Genomic DNA, 18,527 nt, shown 5'->3' on the forward strand with positions numbered 1-18,527 from the left:
GCTCCTTATTTATCTTTATTATGCCATCAAATCAAGATTTTGCAAGTGTTGTTTGAGAAAAATATTATAATTAATTATAAAATCCGCCAAGTTAAGTGATGTTGGCGGATTTTTGTTTTGTGCGGTTTTAATTTGTGTGATGGTGGTTTTGCAATATTTGACACCATCATTTGACACCGTCAAAAAGATTTTTTATTATAAATAAATCAAGGCAAGTGCTGGAACACTTGCCTTGTAGGTTACCGCCACCGACCTATGGAAGTGGTGGCAACTGTAAGGAGGTGGATATGATTAAGCTACTTTTAATCATCATCTTGCTTTTGATTAGCTTACCAGCTTATTAAAAGCAAAGCCTGAGAAGCAGTAAGGCTACTTCGGAGGCTTGAGTTAGGGGCTAACCCTAACCGCTCCTTATTTATCTTTATTATGCCATCAAATCAAGATTTTGCAAGTGTTGTTTGAGAAAAATATTATAATTTAGGTTAAAAAATAAAATCCGCCAAGTTAAGTGATGTTGGCGGATTTTTGTTTTGTAAAATTTGCAATATTTGAATCATTTGACACCGTCAAAAAGATTTTTTATTATAAATAAATCAAGGCAACAGTTGCAGCTGCTGCCTTGTAGGTTACCGCCACCGACCTGTGTGAGTGGTGGCAACTGTAAGGAGGTGGATATGATTAAGCTCATTTTAATCATCATCTTGCTTTTGATTAGCTTACCAGCTTATTAAAAGCAAAGCCTGAGAAGTGGCAGAAACACTTCGGAGGCTTGAGTTAGGGGCTAACCCTAACCGCTCCTTATTTATCTTTATTATGCCATCAAATCAAGATTTTGCAAGTGTTGTTTGAGAAAAATATTATAATTTTGGTTAAGAAAATAAAATCCGCCAAGCTAAGTGATGCTGGCGGATTTTTGATATTACAATAACAAAGAGTTTGGCATTAGCCATTTAGGCTTTGGGGTGCCAAAATGGTAATTTCTACACGGCGGTTTTTGGCTCTGCCTGCCTCGGTTGTATTATCCGCCACTGGCTGACGCATACCATAACCAACGGTTTGGATACGGCTTGTCGCCACACCTTGACCAGCCAAATAGTTGCGTACAGCAGCTGCTCGCTGCTCAGACAGGCGTTGATTGTAGTCAGCTCGACCTGTAGAATCGGTATGACCTGCAACCACGATACTTGTTTGGCCGTATTCTTTCATGGTGGCAGCCAGCTGATTTAGACTGCTCAAAAATGCTGGGTTAAGCGATGCATCATCATGGGCAAAAGTAATATTGCTTGGCATAACTAGGTTGATATTGCCTGTTTTTGTGTCATGCTCAACGGTTACGCCTGTGCCTTTCATTTGTTCTTGAATTTGCTTGGCTTGGCGTTCCATATACCAGCCCACCCCTGCACCAACGGCAGCACCAATCGCTGCATCACGGCCTGTCTTTTCACCACCTGTTGCCTTAGAAATAGCAGCACCGCCCAACGCACCAGCAACCGCACCAATAACACGCTTATCGATATTGCCAATGCCAGTACCAGTGCCAGTACCTGTATTGGCACAGCCTGCCAAAGTTACGCTGGCAGCCAACATGGTTACGCCAAATGCTTTTAGTTTCATAACAAACTCCTTTGGTTTGTAAATTTTACTGATGATATCTATCGGCTGTCAAACTGATCACTTGGCTCAATCTGCCACACCTTGCACGCCTGCACTCTTAGGCGATGGCAACATTATGCACCAAATATTTGGCTACTTTGTACAATAACTGTAGCATTTGGTATGAGTTTATGCACGCTGTGTAATTTATCTGTGCGATTGTGCATATTCTAGCAACTTTGGTAACAATTATCACACCAGCGAATACACCAAACCGCCCCACTGCCACGCCTATGCTATCCACACTTGGTCAGTTTAAGTCTAAGCTGGCTTAATCTTACAAACCTTATGGCAAATATGTCAAGCACTGACAGCAGTCATCATAAGTCAAGGCTTGGCTTATATTTAGACAACTGAATAAATTTTGTAAATCTTAGCCAATGAGAGAAATTTTTGGTAAACTATGTACAATCGTAAACATTAGCACTTGAGCTGAATTGATGAGGTTAATCATGTCAAATGGACGCAAAACTTTGCCATTTTTTGCAAAACTGCACCAAAAACAACCCAAACTTGCCCAAAAACTGTCGCTGATAACCAGCACCAGCACCATCGCCGCCAACAGTCTTTTGGTTGGTGTGCCTGTTATCGGTGCAGGCGTTACCAAGATGCTCACAGGCTCAAAGCGTGCTGACGACACCGTTATCGGCATTACCAACCACTGGCTGCAGACCAACAACCTGCTGATTGATAAAGTACTGCCCAGCAAAGACTGGCGTATCAACCTGCCTGACAACCTAGACCCAAACGGTCGTTATTTGCTCATCTGCAACCATCAATCTTGGGTGGATACCAGCATTATTCAGTACATCAGTGAAGGCGTGCTGCCGATTACTCGCTTTTTTACCAAGCATGAACTGATTTATATTCCCATTGTCGGTCAGACCTTTTATTTCTTGGATTTTCCAATGATGAAACGCCACAGCAAAGAGCAAATTGCCAAAAATCCTGCCCTTGCCAATCGAGATCTGCAAGAAGCTCGCCGAGCGTGCAATCTATTAAGCGGCAAGCCCTTTGTGCTGCTCAACTACCTTGAAGGCACTCGCTTTACCGCCGAAAAACACGCCAAACAAAACTCCCCCTATCGCCACCTGCTCAAGCCAAAAGCAGGCGGATTGGCGTTGGCGTTGGCAAGCCTTGGGCAACAGATTGACGGCATCTTGGACATGACCTTGGTCTATCCTGATGGCGTGCCAACCTATGCCGATCTGTGGTCTGGCAAACTTCGCAGATTGGCGGTTGATATTGAATTTATCCGCCCAAATGATGCACTGCTTGAAGCACTAAAAAATGGCAAATATGAGAGCGATGATACCGTCAAGGCACAAATGTATGCGTGGCTTGATGAGCTTTGGCAAGCCAAAGATGCCAAAATAGATGCCCTGCTTAATGATTTTGACCCAGAGAATAATCCATCAAAATAACTTGACACCGCAACACAACTGTAGCCATAGAAAATGAACACCGAACAACGCAGCACGCCCACACTTGACACCCTTACCATGCCACAGCAGACAGATCTGCCTGATGGCGTCATACCATTTTATGGCACAGCCAAGGCACCAGAGCGTCGCCCCAGTCGCACCAAGCTGGGTTATGACATTCTCATGCTGTTGCTATTGCTTGTTGATTTGGCACTCATACTGACCGATACGATATTAACCAGTGGTATCGCTCACAGTCTGGCACAGTGGCTGAACCTGTCGGCAGTGCTGGTCAATTATCAGCAGAATTATCATGACAGCATTGCTACCATTGGTGGGTTTTTTACCCTATTTTGGCTTGGTGAATTGCTGGTGCGTTGGGGGCTGGCGATTTATGCTCGTACTTATTATCGCTGGTTTTTCTTTCCTTTTGTGCATTGGTATGAAGTGCTTGGGGTGATTCCTGCCTTGCGTATTTTGCGACTGCTGCGAGTGGTGGTGATTGTACGCCGACTGCACCGACTGGGCATACAGATTGTGCCACAACGCTGGATACAATCGGCACAATTTTATTATCATGTGCTGCTAGAAGAGCTGTCTGACCGTGTTATCTTGACAGCGATTGATAATTTTCGCACACAGCTTCATCAGCCCACGGGCAAGCATGGGCAATTATTACAACAGACCATCGCCGCCAACCGCAGCCAAATTGAGACAGCGATTCTTGAACTGCTTCGCCGTGAACTAACACCGCGACTACAGGCGGCATTGCTGGCAGAGCAAGGCGAGCGACTGTCTGCCAGTGTCGGTGCGGCAGTTGAGCAAGCACTTGATGACACGCCAGAATTACGCAAATACCTAAAGCTCATTCCCATCGCAGGTGGCATGATAGAATCACAGATTCACAGCGTTGGACGCAGTATCGGCAAGCAAGTTACCACAGCAATCAATCAGCACCTGTTTGCTGATGAGACACTTGATGGGCTAATGCGTGCCATCGCTCACGGCATCTCCCAAATTGACACCACGCATCCGCAGGTGCAGACGCTGGTTGCTGAAGTGGTTGAGCTGTCCTTATCCGCCTTTGAAGAACAGATTAAGATTCAACAATGGAAACACCGTCAGCAATTGCCATAATAAACAGCCATGATGGCTTATCACAGCCATCAGACAGTCTGGCGACTGGGGTGGTAGTGGATTGCTTGGCGGTGGGTGCTTTTTTCATACGGCAAAAAATGCTACAATCAGCACAATATTTGGATAATTTGTTAATAACCATTTAAAAAAGGCAAAAACGCATGACTCAAGCCGTTACCCTCTTTGGCAAAATGCTCACCTTTAGCCGCCTAAAAATTCATACCGATGATTTGCAAGCAATCCGTAGCGAACTGGAGGTTTTGCTCGCCAGCAATCCCATCGCCAGCAGTCTGCCCATCATCATTGACAGCGATATTGCTCTAGAGCTTGATGCCTTGCTGGATTTGTTATGGCTTATGGATATACAGCCCATTGGTGTGGTGAGCGGTCTGCTTGATATACAGGCAAAAGATTTGCGATTGGCAATTTTCCCTGCCGATGGCAAACGCATTGAGCGACTGCCCAGCACCCACGACAAGCCTGTCGCCACGCAACACGACACCACAAACACAGACACTACCGCTACAGTTGGCGTGCCAGCTGCCGCAACCCAACAAGCAGCAACACTTAGCACCGCCCAAGACAGCCAGCAGCGTGTCAGCAGTATCCACACACAGATGTTGCGTTCGGGTCAGAGCTTGCAGCACTTGGGTGGTGATTTGACCATCATTGGCGATGTGAACAAGGGTGCAGAAGCAATCACCGACAACAGCCTACATATCTATGGGCGAGGGCTGGGACGATTGGTTGCAGGGGCAACAGGCGACAAAAATGCACGAATTTTTTGCCAAAAATTTGACCCATCGCTGGTGTCTGTCGCTGGCACTTACTGCTTGCGTGATGCCATTCCCAGCGAGATGATTGGGCAGGCGGTGCAGGTTACTTATGACGAAAATCAAGGGCTGATTTTTACTTTATTAGCCTAAGATTGTCTTAACACGCTGTCATCATGATTGATAACAAAACAGGTTGGAAAAACTGACAAGCCCAGCCTGTCGCACTGATGACAGCCATCTGGTCTGCTGTATGTAGCAAGCACAGCTTAATATCTCAAAGCATAATCTCTAGACAAACAGCATCACGCCATTGTCCGCCACCGCTGTGCTTGACCGAACTGTTAGATTGCTGCCAAAGCATTATCATGGACAATTTTACCATTTGTCTATTTTGACAATTGTCATTTTTTATAATAAATAAAGAATCAGCCAGCAAAAATCAACCAAGCAATTGATGAAATTGTACAAATATGCTATTCTAGCAAGGTATTAGCTTTGGCAACTGGTGGTTATGCCGTGTTGCTGTTTTATAAGGAGTGCCGTTGTGGCAAAAATCGTAGTAGTTACCTCAGGTAAAGGCGGTGTGGGCAAAACCACCACCAGTGCATCATTTGGTGCAGGCTTGGCAAAACGCGGCTTTAAGACCGTGATTATTGATTTTGATGTGGGTTTGCGTAACCTTGATTTGATCATGGGCTGCGAAAATCGCATTGTGTATGATTTTGTTGATGTTATCAGTGGTAATGCCAAGTTGGCACAAGCACTGGTAAAAGATAAGCACTATGACAATTTGTACATTTTGCCAGCCTCACAAACTCGCGACAAAGACGCATTGACCGATGATGGCGTGGCACAAGTGATGAAAGAGCTGTCAGAGGACATGGGCTTTGATTACATCGTCTGCGACAGCCCTGCAGGGATTGAGCGAGGAGCTCAGCTTGCCATGTATCATGCTGACGAAGCCCTAATCGTTACCAATCCAGAAGTATCATCGGTGCGTGATTCGGATCGCATCATCGGCATCTTACAAAGCCGCACCAAAAAAGTCGAGGAAGGCGGCAGCGTCCGTGAGCATCTGGTCATCACTCGCTACAACCCAACTCGTGCATCAGAAGGCGAAATGATGGACTACAAGACCATCGCTGATGAGATTTTGCGTGTGCCATTGATCGGTATCATTCCAGAGAGCAATGCTGTGCTTGAGGCCTCCAACCAAGGTCAGCCTGTGATTCATTTCACCGACTCGGCAGCTGGACAATGCTATGATGATATCGTTGATCGTTTCTTGGGCAAAGAAGTGCCGCTGCGTCATCTGGAAGTGAAGAAAAAAGGCTTCTTTGAACGGTTGTTTGGGGGCTGATGATGAAAAAAGGATTTTGGAACACGCTTTTTGGTGGCGGTAATAGCTCAAACAGTGCCGATATCGCCAAAGATCGACTAAAAGTCATCGTTGCCAGCCACGATCGCCTTAATACTCGCCTAACCACTGATCGCATTGAGCAGATGAAGCGTGAAATCTTGGCAGTGGTCAATAAATATGTCAATGGTGTCAGCCTTGACAACCTTAACATCAATCACCGTCATGAAGACAATCTTGATGTGCTGGAGATGAATATCAGCCTGCCTGATCGCAAATGACCCCTTACCAACGCAGATAAGCCATTTATCTGCGTTATTTTTTTGGCTTAAATCTATAATGAGTGCAGATATTAATTTGATAAACCTATCAACCAAGCCTGCAATCACAGCTCCATTCCCAATCAGTCAGCATTAAAGCTGTGCTTATCAGTCATCAACAGCACAATCATACACAAAAAAAACCACCGCACAAATGTACGGTGGTCGCTCTGGATACGGTTATTTTAGTCCGCGTTCCATTTCGTTGAATTTTTCTACAATATAAGCAGGTGGCGGTGCAGTTAGCAGACTGACCACAATGGTGGTAATAAAGCTCAACGCAAAGCCCGGTAGGATTGAGTAAATCGCATCATTTGCTGGCTGACCGCCAATCTCAAAACCTCCATACACCCACACAATCACCGTCAATGCACCGACAATCATACCTGCCAATGCACCATTTCTGTTCATACGCTTCCATGTCAGGCTCAAGATAACCAGTGGGCCAAATGCCGCCCCAAAGCCTGCCCATGCGTGCGAAACGAGCTTTAATACCGAACTGTTGCTATCACCCGCCAAAACAATGGCAACCAGTGCAACCGCTATCACTGAGATACGACCCACCAGCACTTGACGAGACTCACTTGCCTCACGGTCAAGAAATAGCTTATAAACATCACGAGTCAGCGAGCTTGATACCACCAGCAGCTGACTTGAGATGGTACTCATGATTGCCGCCAAAATCGCCGCAAGCAAAAAGCCTGCAATCAATGGGTGGAACAGCACTTGCGAGAAAAACAAGAAAATCGTCTCAGGATCGCTCAAGCTCTGCCCTGTTTTGGCGATATAAGCAATACCTGCAAGCCCCACCATTAAAGCACCAATTAGGCTCAAAATCATCCAGCCCATACCAATGGCAGTTGCCACAGGCACATCTTTGACCGAGCGAATCGCCATAAAGCGGACGATGATATGCGGCTGACCAAAATAACCAAAACCCCACGCCATCAGCGAGATGATACCCATCGTGGTTACGCCATTTTTTAGGTTAAACACTTCAGGATTGGCTTGCTGGGCGATTGCCATACCCTCTGAGATACTGCCAATTTCGCCAAATGCCACAATCGGTACCAGCAACATGGCAATCAGCATAATAACCCCTTGGACAAAGTCGGTCAATGACACTGCCAAAAACCCACCAAACAGCGTATAAGTAACCACCACGCCAGCAGTTACCCACAGCCCCAAGCTATACGATAGCCCCAGTGAGCTTTCGAACAATTTGCCACCTGCTACAAGGCTGGCTGCCGTATAAACGGTAAAAAAGACAATCACCACCACAGCCGACATAATACGCAGCAGGTGCGACTTGTCATGAAAACGGTTGGCAAAATAATCAGGCAGCGTGATGGCATTGTCTGCCACCTCGGTATACACACGCAATCGTGGTGCCACCAGTAGATAGTTGGCAAATGCCCCAATGGTCAGCCCCAGAGCAATCCAGATACTCACCACGCCAGAGGCATACATATAACCCGGCAAACCAAGCAGTAGCCAGCCTGACATATCTGATGCACCAGCTGACAATGCCGTTACCGCAGGGCCCAAATCTCGACCACCAAGCATATAGCCTTCAACATTATTTTGTTGTTTAAAATAAGCATAGAAACCGATGGCAATCATCAACAAAAAATAAATCGCCAACGAAATCCAAACGCCCGCCGCAACTTGCATAAGGCACACTCCTTTATCCAAACAGCAAAGCTGTTAATAATACAATCTAAATAATCACTATTGTTTGTCTTAATAAATAAAACAAAATGCTATTCATTATAACATAAAAAGCACAATTCTGTTATTATTGAGAATTATTTTCAAAAAAAATTGGAAAAATTGGAAAAATTGGAAAAATTGGAAAAATTGGAAAAATTGGAAAAATTGGAAAAATTGGAAAAATTGGAAAAATTGGAAAAATTGGAAAAATTGGAAAAATTGGAAAAATTGGAAAAATTGGAAAAATTGGGGAAATTGGGGAAATTGGGGAAATTGGGGAAATTGGGGAAATTGGGGAAATTGGGGAAATTGGGGAAATTGACACAAAACCATTGCCACAAACACAGTCCATTAAAGTTGGTAAAAAATTTGGCAAATGCACAAAAATACGCTATAATAGCCAGCTAATTTGTCATTGGTGGATAACCACCAAAACGCCCTTGGGGCATCATTGGCAAACTGGTCGCAAGTTTGCCTTCAATCACCAAAAGGATCTATTATGAGCCAATTTACTCTAAACGGTGTTGCTCGTTCGCAAGACCAGCAGGGCAAAGGTGCGAGCCGCCGCCTGCGTAAAGAAAACCTAATTCCAGCCATCATCTATGGCGGCAACGAAGAGCCAGTAAGCATCGGCGTTAAAACCAATGAGCTGGTAAAAGCGTTGAGCAACGATGCCTTTTTTTCAAGCGTCATCGCCATCTCAATTGACGGTACCGAGCAAGAAGTTATCATCAAGGCACTACAACGCCACCCAGCCAAAGGCTTCCCTTTGCATGTAGATTTTCAGCGTATCGTTCGTGGTCAAACCATGAATTTTAATGTACCTGTGCAAATCATCAACGAAGAAACTTCTGTTGGCAAAAAAGCAGGTGGCGTATTGACCACTTTGGTAACTGACATTGAAATCAACTGCCTACCACGCAATCTGCCTGAGAGCATCGAAGTTGATGTGGCAAATCTTGCCATCGGCGACTCTATCAACCTTGGCGACATCAAACTGCCAAAAGAAGTTACTCTAGTAACTGCTGATAGCGAAGACCTAAACCGCACCATCGCCACCATGCAAGCACCTACTGTTGAAACCGAAACAGAAGCAAGCGAAGAGGCGAGCGAAACCGCTGAAGCAAGCGAAGAGTAATTTTTACTCATCACAAAAACCAGTAAGTTGCTTACTGGTTTTTTATTAAGCAAAAAATATTTGGACATCAAGTTATGACCATCAAATTGATTGTAGGCTTGGGCAATCCAGGCAGTCAATATCAGCACACACGCCACAATGCAGGCTTTTGGTTTGTCGAGTCGCTGTGTGATAAATTCGGCATTTTACTCAGTTTTGACAAAAAATTCCGTGCAAAAGTCGGCTATGGTATGATACATAATGCACCTGTGCGTCTGCTACTGCCCGAGACTTTTATGAATTTATCAGGTCAGGCGGTCGCCCCTTTTGCCAAGTTTTATAATTTTGGCAGTGATGAAATCTTGGTGGCTCATGATGAGCTGGACATTGCTGCTGGCAACATTAAGCTCAAAACAGGTGGTGGTCATGGCGGTCATAATGGGCTAAAGGATATTGTGCCACATCTTGGTGCAAACTTTCATCGTCTGCGTATCGGTATTGGTCGCCCTGCACACAGCTCACAGGTCAGCAATTTTGTGTTAAATAAGCCCATGACCGATGAACGCATCAGTATTGATGCCGCCATTGATTGTGCCATTGATGCCATGCCTATGCTGATGACAGGCGACATGGATAAGGCACGCAATCAAATCAATGGTTTTAAACTACCTCAATAACTCTCGACAAATTGGTAACTTTTATGCTAATTGCAATCATTGCCATGCTGATAGGCTTAGCCCTGCTGATTTTTAGTGCAGATGGTTTCATTGACCACGCTGTTGCCCTTGCTAATAAATATCATATGCCAAAAATGCTCATCGGAGCGTTGATTATCGGCGTTGGCACTTCGATGCCAGAGATTGTCGTCTCATCACTGTCAGCACTGGCAGGCAGTCCTGGTTTGGCACTGGGCAATGCCTTTGGTTCAAACATTGTTAATATCACCTTAGTACTGGGTGTAACTGCACTAATTGCTCCGATTGCAATCCAAAAACAAGTGCTAAAAACCGATTTTTCATGGCTAATAGTTGCAACCATCGTTGCCGTTGGGCTAATGCTTGATGGCAATATCAGCCGTATTGATGCAATTATCTTGCTTGTGCTATTAATTGCCAATATCTGCGTGCAAATCATTCATGCCAAACGTCATGCCCAAGCCACCAAAACCGCTATACTTGCCAGTACCGAGGCGGCACATGAGCTGGCAGCAGACGAGCTTCCTGCTCCTGATGATGTCAATACGGCCAAGTCGGTCATTTTGTTGCTCGTAGCATTATTCGTGCTGGTGAGCAGCTCGCGATTGATAGTCTGGGGAGCTGTTGAGCTTGCAACATTACTGGGATTGTCAGATTTGATTATCGGCTTGACGATTGTTGCCATTGGTACAAGTTTGCCCGAGCTGGTTTCGTCAGTTATTGCTGCACGGCGAGGTGAGTTTGAGATGGCATTGGGCAATGTGCTTGGCTCAAACTTATTTAACACCTTGGGCGTGGTTGGTGTAGCAGCCCTGATTATGCCAATGTCAGTTGATTCAGAGATTTTAAACCGCGATACCTTAGTGATGTGTGCCATCACCGCTTTGTTGTTTGTGCTATGTGCCATCGCCATCAAACGAGATGGGCAATTGGGTCGCCTTGTTGGTGTACTGCTCATTAGTTGCTTTGTCGCCTATAGTGCATGGCTGATTGTTTCGGTTTTGCCGATATAAGCCCTTGCTGCTTTGGCCAAGCACCAGCCACCGCCAAAGCAGCTTTGATTTGTTAAACTACCCAATCCATCATGCCATTGCCAATTACCCAATGCTTGCATGGCTGTCTTGACGGCATTGCAGCATAATTTGATTTATCAATAACGGCTTGGTATGTACGCCGCTTGTCTGCTTTTGGGCAAATCTTAGCCTCAAGGGCTTAGCAGATTAACTCCCCAATCAAATCAAACGATATTTATTCATAAAATCCAAAGACCCAAATGCCAAGCGTGAGTTTAAAGATTTGACAGTTTTAATAAGATTGCCACCTTTCTTAACCAGCAATAAATCTTAAAAACCCCACAAAAACCTTGATATTGCTTGGGATTGTTAATCTACCAGATGAAAGCTAGCATTTGACCAGCAAGACGACAAAATTTGTCAATTTTTTCACAAAGTACGCTATAATAACTCAAGCATTTAACAAGCCAAGCCATCATGACAAACAATCCTTATGCCAACCGTCAGCCCACGCATTTTCAGGGCGTCTACTTTAACGAAACTCTTATCAATAAATACAACCAGCAAGGGCCTCGCTACACCTCCTACCCAACTGCTTTAGAATTTAGCCCCATTGATGATGGTCGCGAAGCTGACATTCTCACGCACCAAGACCCAAGCACACCACTGTCGCTGTATCTGCACATTCCGTTTTGTCGTCATTTGTGCTATTACTGCGGCTGCAATAAAATCATCACCAAGAAAAACAGCGATGCAGGCGACTATTTGGATTATTTATTCGCCGAAATTCGCCACAAAAAATCACTGCTAACAGGCTCGCCCATCGTCAAGCAGTTGCACCTTGGTGGTGGCACGCCGACCTTTTTAAGTGATGACGAACTGGCAAGGTTGTGGGATTTTTTGCACGCAGAGTTTCATTTTGCTCAAGAGGGTGATTTTTCTATCGAAATTGACCCCAGAGAGCTGCGACCAACCACCCTGCGGGTGCTAAGAAATCTTGGCTTTAATCGCCTAAGTTTTGGTGTGCAGGATTTAAATCATCAAGTGCAGATTGCTGTCAATAGAGTGCAGTCGCTTGATTTGATTACACAAGTCATGCAAACAGCACAGGAGCTTGGCTTTGCCTCAACCAATATTGACTTGATTTATGGTCTGCCGCATCAAAGCGTTGAGAGCATGACAGCCACCCTGCAAGCAATCATCAAGCTATCACCTGCTCGCTTATCGGTATTTAATTATGCCCATCTGCCTGCTCGCTTTGCTGCACAAAAACGGATTTGTGAATCCACCCTGCCCACCGCCGCCGAAAAATTGGCAATGTTTAATACCATCATCACACTGCTAAGCCAAGCAGGTTATCAGTACATTGGCATTGATCATTTTGCCAAACCTGATGATACGCTTGCCATCGCCCAAAGAGACGGCAAACTGCACCGTAATTTTCAGGGCTATACCATCTTGGGTGAGTGCGATTTGCTTGGCTTTGGTGTCAGTGCCATCAGCCAAATTGGCAATCATATGCTACAAAACCCCACCTCGCTTGATGAGTATTGCAGCATGATTAATCAGGGTAAATTGCCAGCCGTCAAGCACATTGCAAGCAGCCCAACTGACGATATGCACAGATATGTGATTATGAATCTATTGTGTCATGATTATGTGGATTTTGCACAGCTGCGTGTGCGATTTGGTATTGAGCCAATGGTCTATTTTGCCAAGCAGCTTGAAACTTTGCACGACATGGCGGCTGATGGTTTATTAACCATTGATGAACAAGGCATTCACATCTTGCCAGCGGGTCGTATCTTGGGGCGTAATATCGCCATGGTTTTTGATGCCTATCTTGACAAAAAGCACGCAGGGCGATTCTCAAAAGTTATCTAAATGCGTTATTTTTTGCGGCGTTTTAGACTCTGCCATAGCGTTTGATGGGCAATTTTTGGCACTTTAAGCGTCAGGGTATCTGACAGCATATCATGCACAGCCAGCCCACGACGGTTGAATAAGCAAAACAAAAAGTTAAACAAAAACCCCAAAAACGCCGCCACCAGTACCGCCAATTTTGAGCCGTGAATCAACAAGCCAACCACGCTGCATAAGGCAGGCAACAAACAAGCAGCAAGAATACGCACGCAGGATTGTCGCCAGCTAAGCAGCTCACCATGTGCATTCACTGTCTTTAGTCGCCAAGTTTGCATACCCAGCGTCTGCCCAGATTTTCGCCAAAAAATACCATAAAAACCAATCAAAGTCAGCACAAATGATGGTGTCATGATCATGTTTTGGTACCACAATGGCAGTTTTTGGGCTTGTTGCGAGGTTGTGCCGACATCCAAAAACAACAGCGTGCCAATCACTGCCAACACCGCTCCCACCAAAAACAACATCGCCAAAATCAACATACCATCATAGACGATGGCAAGCAGTCTAACCAAAGGCTTGGCGACAGTGGCGGTTTGGGTGGGTGAAGCTGTATTTGTTGTGTGATGAGATGAGGACATTGTCTGTTTTGCTATTAAAAATATGCCATATTGTACCACAATCAAGGCATAGGGTGCCAAAAGTGATGAAATAATAAAAAAATCACCAAAATAACATCTTGGTGATTTTTGATAATATGGCGCACCCGGAGAGATTCGAACTCCCGACCCCTTAGTTCGTAGCCAAGTGCTCTATCCAACTGAGCTACGGGTGCGGACAACTTACTCTGTAAACATCGTTCGTTGTGGCGGCTATTATACAGGATAAATTCTGTAAGTCAAGCACTTTTTTATTTATTTTCTTGATTTGGAGCAAATACATAAGAAAACAAATGGCGGTGAAGGAGGGATTCGAACCCTCGATACCCGTAATTAGGTATGGTTCCTTAGCAGGGAACTGGTTTCAGCCACTCACCCACTTCACCGAACTTAGGCTGGGCAAACTGCTACGCTTGCTTATGCATCAACTGATGATTTCGCCTGTCGTTGTGGACGGTAATTATAGCAAAAATATTGGCAATTGCAAGTATTTTTTTCAAAAAATATGAATTTTTTTACTCTTGGTGGATTTTTGCCCTTTTTTTTGATATTTTTGTATAATAATCTCTGGCAACAAAATCACTGAAATGCCATCACAAAGGAATGACGAATGCGACCCACAGTATTGTGTTTTTCGGGGCTTGACCCTTCAGGTGGTGCTGGGCTACAAGCTGACATCGAGTCTGTCGGAGCTGCCAAGGCTCACGCCGCCATCGCCTGCACCGCCCTGACGGTGCAAAACTCGCAAACGGTGTTTGACTTCACGCCTGTCAGTGATGATTTGCTGATAAGACAGGCGATGACTGTTATCAATGATCTGCCTGTGCGTGCTATCAAATCAGGCATGCTTGGCACGGTTGGCAACATTTATGCCATTGCAGCGTTATTTGCCGACAAAATCATCACAGCTGACACGCCTTATGTGCTTGACCCTGTATTGGTTGCCAACTCTGGCGGCAGTCTGGGCGACCCAGCGACTTTGGTGCAGGCATTTGGCAAACTGCTGCCCCATGCCACACTCATCACACCCAACACTCACGAAATCCGTGCATTGAGCGGTCGGCAAAATCTACACGATGCCGCCAAGTCTCTGAATGCTCAAGGCGTGCAAGCGGTTCTGTTAAAAACCTCGCACGAATATCACACAGGGGATATTGAGCAATTTTTGTACATTAATGAGCAAATTGCCCATACCAGCGTTGTGCCTCGTCTGGCAGGAGAGTTTCATGGGTCAGGCTGCTCACTTGCCAGCTATATCGCAGGTCGGCTGGCAATGGGTGATGAGCTCATTACCGCCATCAATGCTGCGGACACATGGATACATCGTACCCTATGCCATGCCGACAAACCACATCAATCGCCCACCGCCCAGCAGATACCCAATCGATTTTTTCAGTCGCCAACTGACTGTGAGAAATGCGGTAAGCTCTAGCGGTTATTGATTGTTTTATTTAACCGCCTGCCATATACGCCCATCAAAAGGCAGCTTGCAATCGCATGGCTTGAGCATGGGGTATTTACAAAGCTGTCATGATACTTTTGGCAATCTACCCACACTCCAAGTGCTTTTTATTGGTAAAGATAAATATGTTAAAAGCGTGATTTATCCACATCACAGAGCCAAAATGGGGCAAAACAGCTTTGGTACATTATGCAATCATCTTTATCACCACAACCATGCCAATAATCCATGCCGACAATAGCCTGTCCAATTAGCAATCAGCACCGTCGCTTATATTTATGATTTGGGTGAAAGCCCAACCAAACCAGCAATATCATTGTTAAATGACCTAAGCTGGTTATAAATTCCAAATATATCGCCCAATAATGCCGACAACATTTTCAAGCAAAAGCAAGCTAAATAATGCCACCAAAAATGACAAATCAATCATGCCGATATTTGGCACAAAACGGCGAAATGGTGCAACGATCGGCTCAGCCAGTTGCATCAGCACGCCCATCAAGCTGTTATTGACATTCATAAACATCATCAACAAACTGCTAATCGCCGATACAATCATGGTATAACGCAACAACTGCAAAAATTTCATGATACCGCCCAGCGAGCCAACAAAAAACAGCTCAGCGGCGGTGATGGATTTGCCCAATGACGCATTCTCTACCGCCACACCAATCAAGCAAAGCAACAACATCAGCACCACCGCCGCCATGCTGATACGCCCCGAACCAACATTGGGAAAAATACGAGCAAACAAATCAACCACAGAAGTCAAGCGATAAGTTGCCCGTGCCACAGGCTCACGCCTGTCAATCTCTGCCAGCTGAATCATAAAACGCACAAAAAGCAGCATTAGGGCAAAATTGATAAACATCATAATCAAAACAAAAGCAGTGGCATTCATAAATTTCTCTTTGTGATCGTTGGGCGATCAAGCACCCAGTAGGATAATCCGAATATTTGTCCAACCGACAGCGGTTCAATGCAGATTCTTATCAATAATCTACACAAGCTAGCTTTGGCTTAACATATGACCAAGCTCAACACTGCGGTCGCTACACGCCTGCATCGCCTCAGCAAACGCCTCGCCCACTTTATGCTCATAAAGACTTGCCAATGCCGCTGCCGTGGTGCCGCCCTTGGAAGTTACCTGCTCACGCAATACGGCAGGGTCATTATCTTGTGCCAGCACGGCCGCCCCTTGCATACTCTGCACCACCAAAGCCTGTGCGTCTGCACGCTCAAGCCCCATCTGTACTGCCTTGTCTATCATATGCTCAAGCACATAGAAAAAATATGCAGGTGCAGAGCCTGCCACAGCAGTAACAGCGTGCAACAATGCCTCATCTGCCACCCAGCTCACCATGCCAGAGGCTTGCATCACAGCCTGTGCCATCGCACGGTCTTTTTCACTAGCATTATCTGCAAACAACCCTGATGCCCCAAAGCCCTTGCTGGCTGGTAAATTTGGCATACAGCGTACAATCTGCTGATAATCGCCCAGCATCTGCGATAAGGTTGCCACCGACAACCCAGCTGCTACCGATAACACCAGCTGATTTGTCAAATAAGGAGCGACAGTCGTTGCCACTTGCCGCATCACCTGTGGCTTGACCGCCAGCACCACAACATCTGCCTTGCTAATAATACTGGGTGATTTGTCTGGAGTAACCGCCTCCACGCCCTTGCTGGCAAAAGCGTGGCGTTTGTCCTCATTATTATCTGAGACGCACAAGCACAAATCCAGCTTGTTGTCTTGCTTGGCTTTTAACAAGCCATCAATAATTGCTCGTGCCATATTACCACCGCCAATAAAGCTGATGGTCTTGCCATTTAACACTTCAAAATTCGCCATAATTTATCCCCATTTTTTGCCATTTATCAACCGATAGAAAATTAGCAATTTTTACAATCTTATTTGCACCCAACACAGCAATGTACCAAAAAAAAATCACAGGGTGCGATTTGGTTTGTCATTGTACACCATTCGCCCAATTGGTGCAAAATTATCAAGCCCATCACCGCTGGGCAGTCGCCACGCCATCATAGGGGCAATCAGATACTGATTATCATCAATGGACAGTTGCCACAAATGCCTGCGTAACCAAGTCGGTATGCGAAGTTTTTGTGCCAGTTTTTTGCCACGATACTGGTACTGTCCAATGGTTATTTTTTGTTGTTGGACGGTTGTTATTTGACTTGGCGGACAGTGAAGCTGTAATTGACAATTACCATCATCGAGCAGCACCCAGCCATCTTGATTGCGTTGGGGCTGTATCATCGAATGCTGCAATAGTTGCCACGCATCTTGCCGATAGCGATACAGGCAATTATCATAACGACAAACCACATACGCCGCCTGCCTGCCCTGCCACCATATTTGGCTGTTGTGGTCGTTGTCATGGCGATATGCCAAACGATGCGCCTGCACACTGATTGCCTGCGGTGGTGCCACAGGCTCATCTGCTTGCAGCCAGTGATGAATGAGCAGCTGCTGTGCCGCCTCATCAAACTGGCGCAATTTGGGCAAAAACAGCACCTGCTGATACGGCAGATTATCCACATCAGCACAAAGGGGTATTTTTTCTGCCAGCCAATCATCAATCACTGCCAAGTATCCACCAAGCAAAGCTGCCGAACGGCTGATGTTGGTGATGGCTTTGGGATTCATGATGGCAAGCTGTGGTAAGATATGCTGACGCAAATGACCCCGCATATAGCGATCGTCTAGGTTGGTTGCGTCATCAACATAAGGCAGTTCGTGTTGGTGGGCAAAACGGCTAATACACTCGCGAGTTGCCGTCAGCCAAGGTCGCCAAAGCATGATGGTCTTGGCTGAATTTTCAATCATCAGGCTTTTTTTTTGCCAAGTTTTTATGCCAGATAAGCCCTGCAAGCCTGCACCATCAGCCAGTCGCATCAGCACAGTCTCCGCCTGATCATTGGCATGATGAGCAAGCATCAGCACATCATCACACGCCATCATTGACATCATCGCCTGATAACGAGCATCGCGTGCGTGCGTTTCGCTATTTTTTGATAATTTGACAGGCAGGATATGGCACTCAAAGCCATATTGCACCGCCCAGCTGCTAAGCATTTTTGCCCAGTCATCATTTGCCGTCTGCCAACCATGATGCACATGCAGCAGTATGGGCAGCTTATCAATCCTGCCTTGTTGATACAGCAACCAGCAAGCATATGCCAATGACAAAGAATCCCTGCCACCACTGCACGCCAAATACAGCCGACCATTACCGCCCTGCTTGCGAGCATAATAATCCTGATAAGCCTCAAGCAGTGTCGTACTTAGCACATCTGTATTCACACCTTGCCCCAAAATA

General features: G+C 45.6%; 17 protein-coding genes and 2 tRNA genes. 11 read left to right on the forward strand and 8 right to left on the reverse strand.

The window, feature by feature from the left end:
* Window positions 1-942: 942 nt before the first annotated feature.
* The gene (locus tag EL162_RS00955; protein WP_076554948.1) at window positions 943-1,614 is read right to left on the reverse strand and encodes a YiaD family glycine zipper/OmpA-like lipoprotein; all 672 of its coding nucleotides are present in this window, start codon (window positions 1,612-1,614) and stop codon (window positions 943-945) included.
* Between the two features lie 491 nt (window positions 1,615-2,105).
* On the opposite strand from EL162_RS00955, the gene yihG reads away from it, so the two are divergent.
* The 5 genes from yihG (at window position 2,106) to minE (ending at window position 6,628) form a co-directional block, all read left to right on the forward strand.
* Window positions 2,106-3,077, forward strand: coding sequence for a 1-acylglycerol-3-phosphate O-acyltransferase, YihG family (yihG, locus tag EL162_RS00960; RefSeq protein WP_126329444.1), 972 nt, complete (start codon window positions 2,106-2,108; stop codon window positions 3,075-3,077).
* 33 nt (window positions 3,078-3,110) lie between these two features.
* A complete protein-coding gene (locus tag EL162_RS00965) occupies window positions 3,111-4,214 on the forward strand; it encodes a hypothetical protein (protein ID WP_126329446.1) in 1,104 nt (367 codons plus the stop codon).
* A 161-nt stretch (window positions 4,215-4,375) separates the two neighbouring features.
* Entirely contained in the window at window positions 4,376-5,140 is a 765-nt protein-coding gene (minC, locus tag EL162_RS00970; protein WP_076554950.1) for a septum site-determining protein MinC, read from the forward strand.
* Between the two features lie 394 nt (window positions 5,141-5,534).
* A complete protein-coding gene (gene minD, locus EL162_RS00975) occupies window positions 5,535-6,350 on the forward strand; it encodes a septum site-determining protein MinD (protein ID WP_076554952.1) in 816 nt (271 codons plus the stop codon).
* On the forward strand, window positions 6,347-6,628 hold the full coding sequence (gene minE, locus EL162_RS00980; RefSeq protein ID WP_197719003.1) for a cell division topological specificity factor MinE: 282 nt from the start codon (window positions 6,347-6,349) through the stop codon (window positions 6,626-6,628). The genes minD and minE overlap by 4 nt, the downstream gene beginning before the upstream one ends.
* Window positions 6,629-6,847: 219 nt before the next feature.
* Here minE and putP read toward each other — a convergent pair whose 3' ends face one another.
* A complete protein-coding gene (gene putP / locus EL162_RS00985; protein ID WP_076554954.1) occupies window positions 6,848-8,341 on the reverse strand; it encodes a sodium/proline symporter PutP in 1,494 nt (497 codons plus the stop codon).
* Window positions 8,342-8,491: 150 nt separating this feature from the next.
* On the opposite strand from putP, the gene EL162_RS09905 reads away from it, so the two are divergent.
* The 5 genes from EL162_RS09905 to hemN all read left to right on the forward strand — a co-directional run bounded on the left by EL162_RS09905 (window position 8,492) and on the right by hemN (window position 13,089).
* Window positions 8,492-8,788 (forward strand): hypothetical protein, encoded by a 297-nt coding sequence (locus tag EL162_RS09905; protein ID WP_227543414.1) that lies wholly within the window; start codon window positions 8,492-8,494, stop codon window positions 8,786-8,788.
* Window positions 8,789-8,879: 91 nt separating this feature from the next.
* Window positions 8,880-9,518 (forward strand): 50S ribosomal protein L25/general stress protein Ctc, encoded by a 639-nt coding sequence (locus EL162_RS00995; RefSeq protein ID WP_076554955.1) that lies wholly within the window; start codon window positions 8,880-8,882, stop codon window positions 9,516-9,518.
* 74 nt (window positions 9,519-9,592) lie between these two features.
* Window positions 9,593-10,174, forward strand: coding sequence for an aminoacyl-tRNA hydrolase (gene pth / locus EL162_RS01000; RefSeq protein WP_126329450.1), 582 nt, complete (start codon window positions 9,593-9,595; stop codon window positions 10,172-10,174).
* Window positions 10,175-10,197: 23 nt separating this feature from the next.
* On the forward strand, window positions 10,198-11,205 hold the full coding sequence (locus EL162_RS01005; RefSeq protein ID WP_126329452.1) for a calcium/sodium antiporter: 1,008 nt from the start codon (window positions 10,198-10,200) through the stop codon (window positions 11,203-11,205).
* 474 nt (window positions 11,206-11,679) lie between these two features.
* Complete coding sequence (gene hemN / locus EL162_RS01010; protein ID WP_197719004.1) at window positions 11,680-13,089, forward strand: oxygen-independent coproporphyrinogen III oxidase; 1,410 nt, start codon at window positions 11,680-11,682, stop codon at window positions 13,087-13,089.
* A gap of 5 nt (window positions 13,090-13,094) precedes the next feature.
* Here the strand turns inward: hemN and EL162_RS01015 are convergent, their stop codons facing one another.
* The 3 genes from EL162_RS01015 to EL162_RS01025 form a co-directional block, all read right to left on the reverse strand.
* Complete coding sequence (locus EL162_RS01015; protein ID WP_197718983.1) at window positions 13,095-13,706, reverse strand: RDD family protein; 612 nt, start codon at window positions 13,704-13,706, stop codon at window positions 13,095-13,097.
* Window positions 13,707-13,823: 117 nt separating this feature from the next.
* Window positions 13,824-13,900, reverse strand: a tRNA-Arg gene (locus EL162_RS01020).
* A gap of 118 nt (window positions 13,901-14,018) precedes the next feature.
* Window positions 14,019-14,110: transfer RNA gene (locus tag EL162_RS01025), tRNA-Ser, on the reverse strand.
* 224 nt (window positions 14,111-14,334) lie between these two features.
* On the opposite strand from EL162_RS01025, the gene EL162_RS01030 reads away from it, so the two are divergent.
* A complete protein-coding gene (locus tag EL162_RS01030) occupies window positions 14,335-15,156 on the forward strand; it encodes a hydroxymethylpyrimidine/phosphomethylpyrimidine kinase (protein ID WP_126329456.1) in 822 nt (273 codons plus the stop codon).
* Window positions 15,157-15,523: 367 nt separating this feature from the next.
* On the opposite strand, the gene EL162_RS01035 is transcribed toward EL162_RS01030, so the two are convergent.
* The 3 genes from EL162_RS01035 to tilS form a co-directional block, all read right to left on the reverse strand.
* Complete coding sequence (locus EL162_RS01035; protein WP_076554961.1) at window positions 15,524-16,087, reverse strand: YggT family protein; 564 nt, start codon at window positions 16,085-16,087, stop codon at window positions 15,524-15,526.
* 108 nt (window positions 16,088-16,195) lie between these two features.
* Window positions 16,196-17,038: a pyrroline-5-carboxylate reductase gene (gene proC / locus EL162_RS01040; protein WP_126329458.1), complete on the reverse strand. Its 843-nt coding sequence runs from the start codon at window positions 17,036-17,038 to the stop codon at window positions 16,196-16,198.
* Window positions 17,039-17,134: 96 nt separating this feature from the next.
* Window positions 17,135-18,511 carry a tRNA lysidine(34) synthetase TilS gene (gene tilS / locus EL162_RS01045; protein ID WP_126329460.1) on the reverse strand — a complete coding sequence of 459 codons (1,377 nt, stop codon included), beginning with the start codon at window positions 18,509-18,511 and terminating at the stop codon, window positions 17,135-17,137.
* Between the last annotated feature and the right edge of the window lie 16 nt (window positions 18,512-18,527).

It is taken from the genome of Moraxella cuniculi (genome assembly GCF_900637105.1).
GTDB lineage: Bacteria > Pseudomonadota > Gammaproteobacteria > Pseudomonadales > Moraxellaceae > Moraxella > Moraxella cuniculi.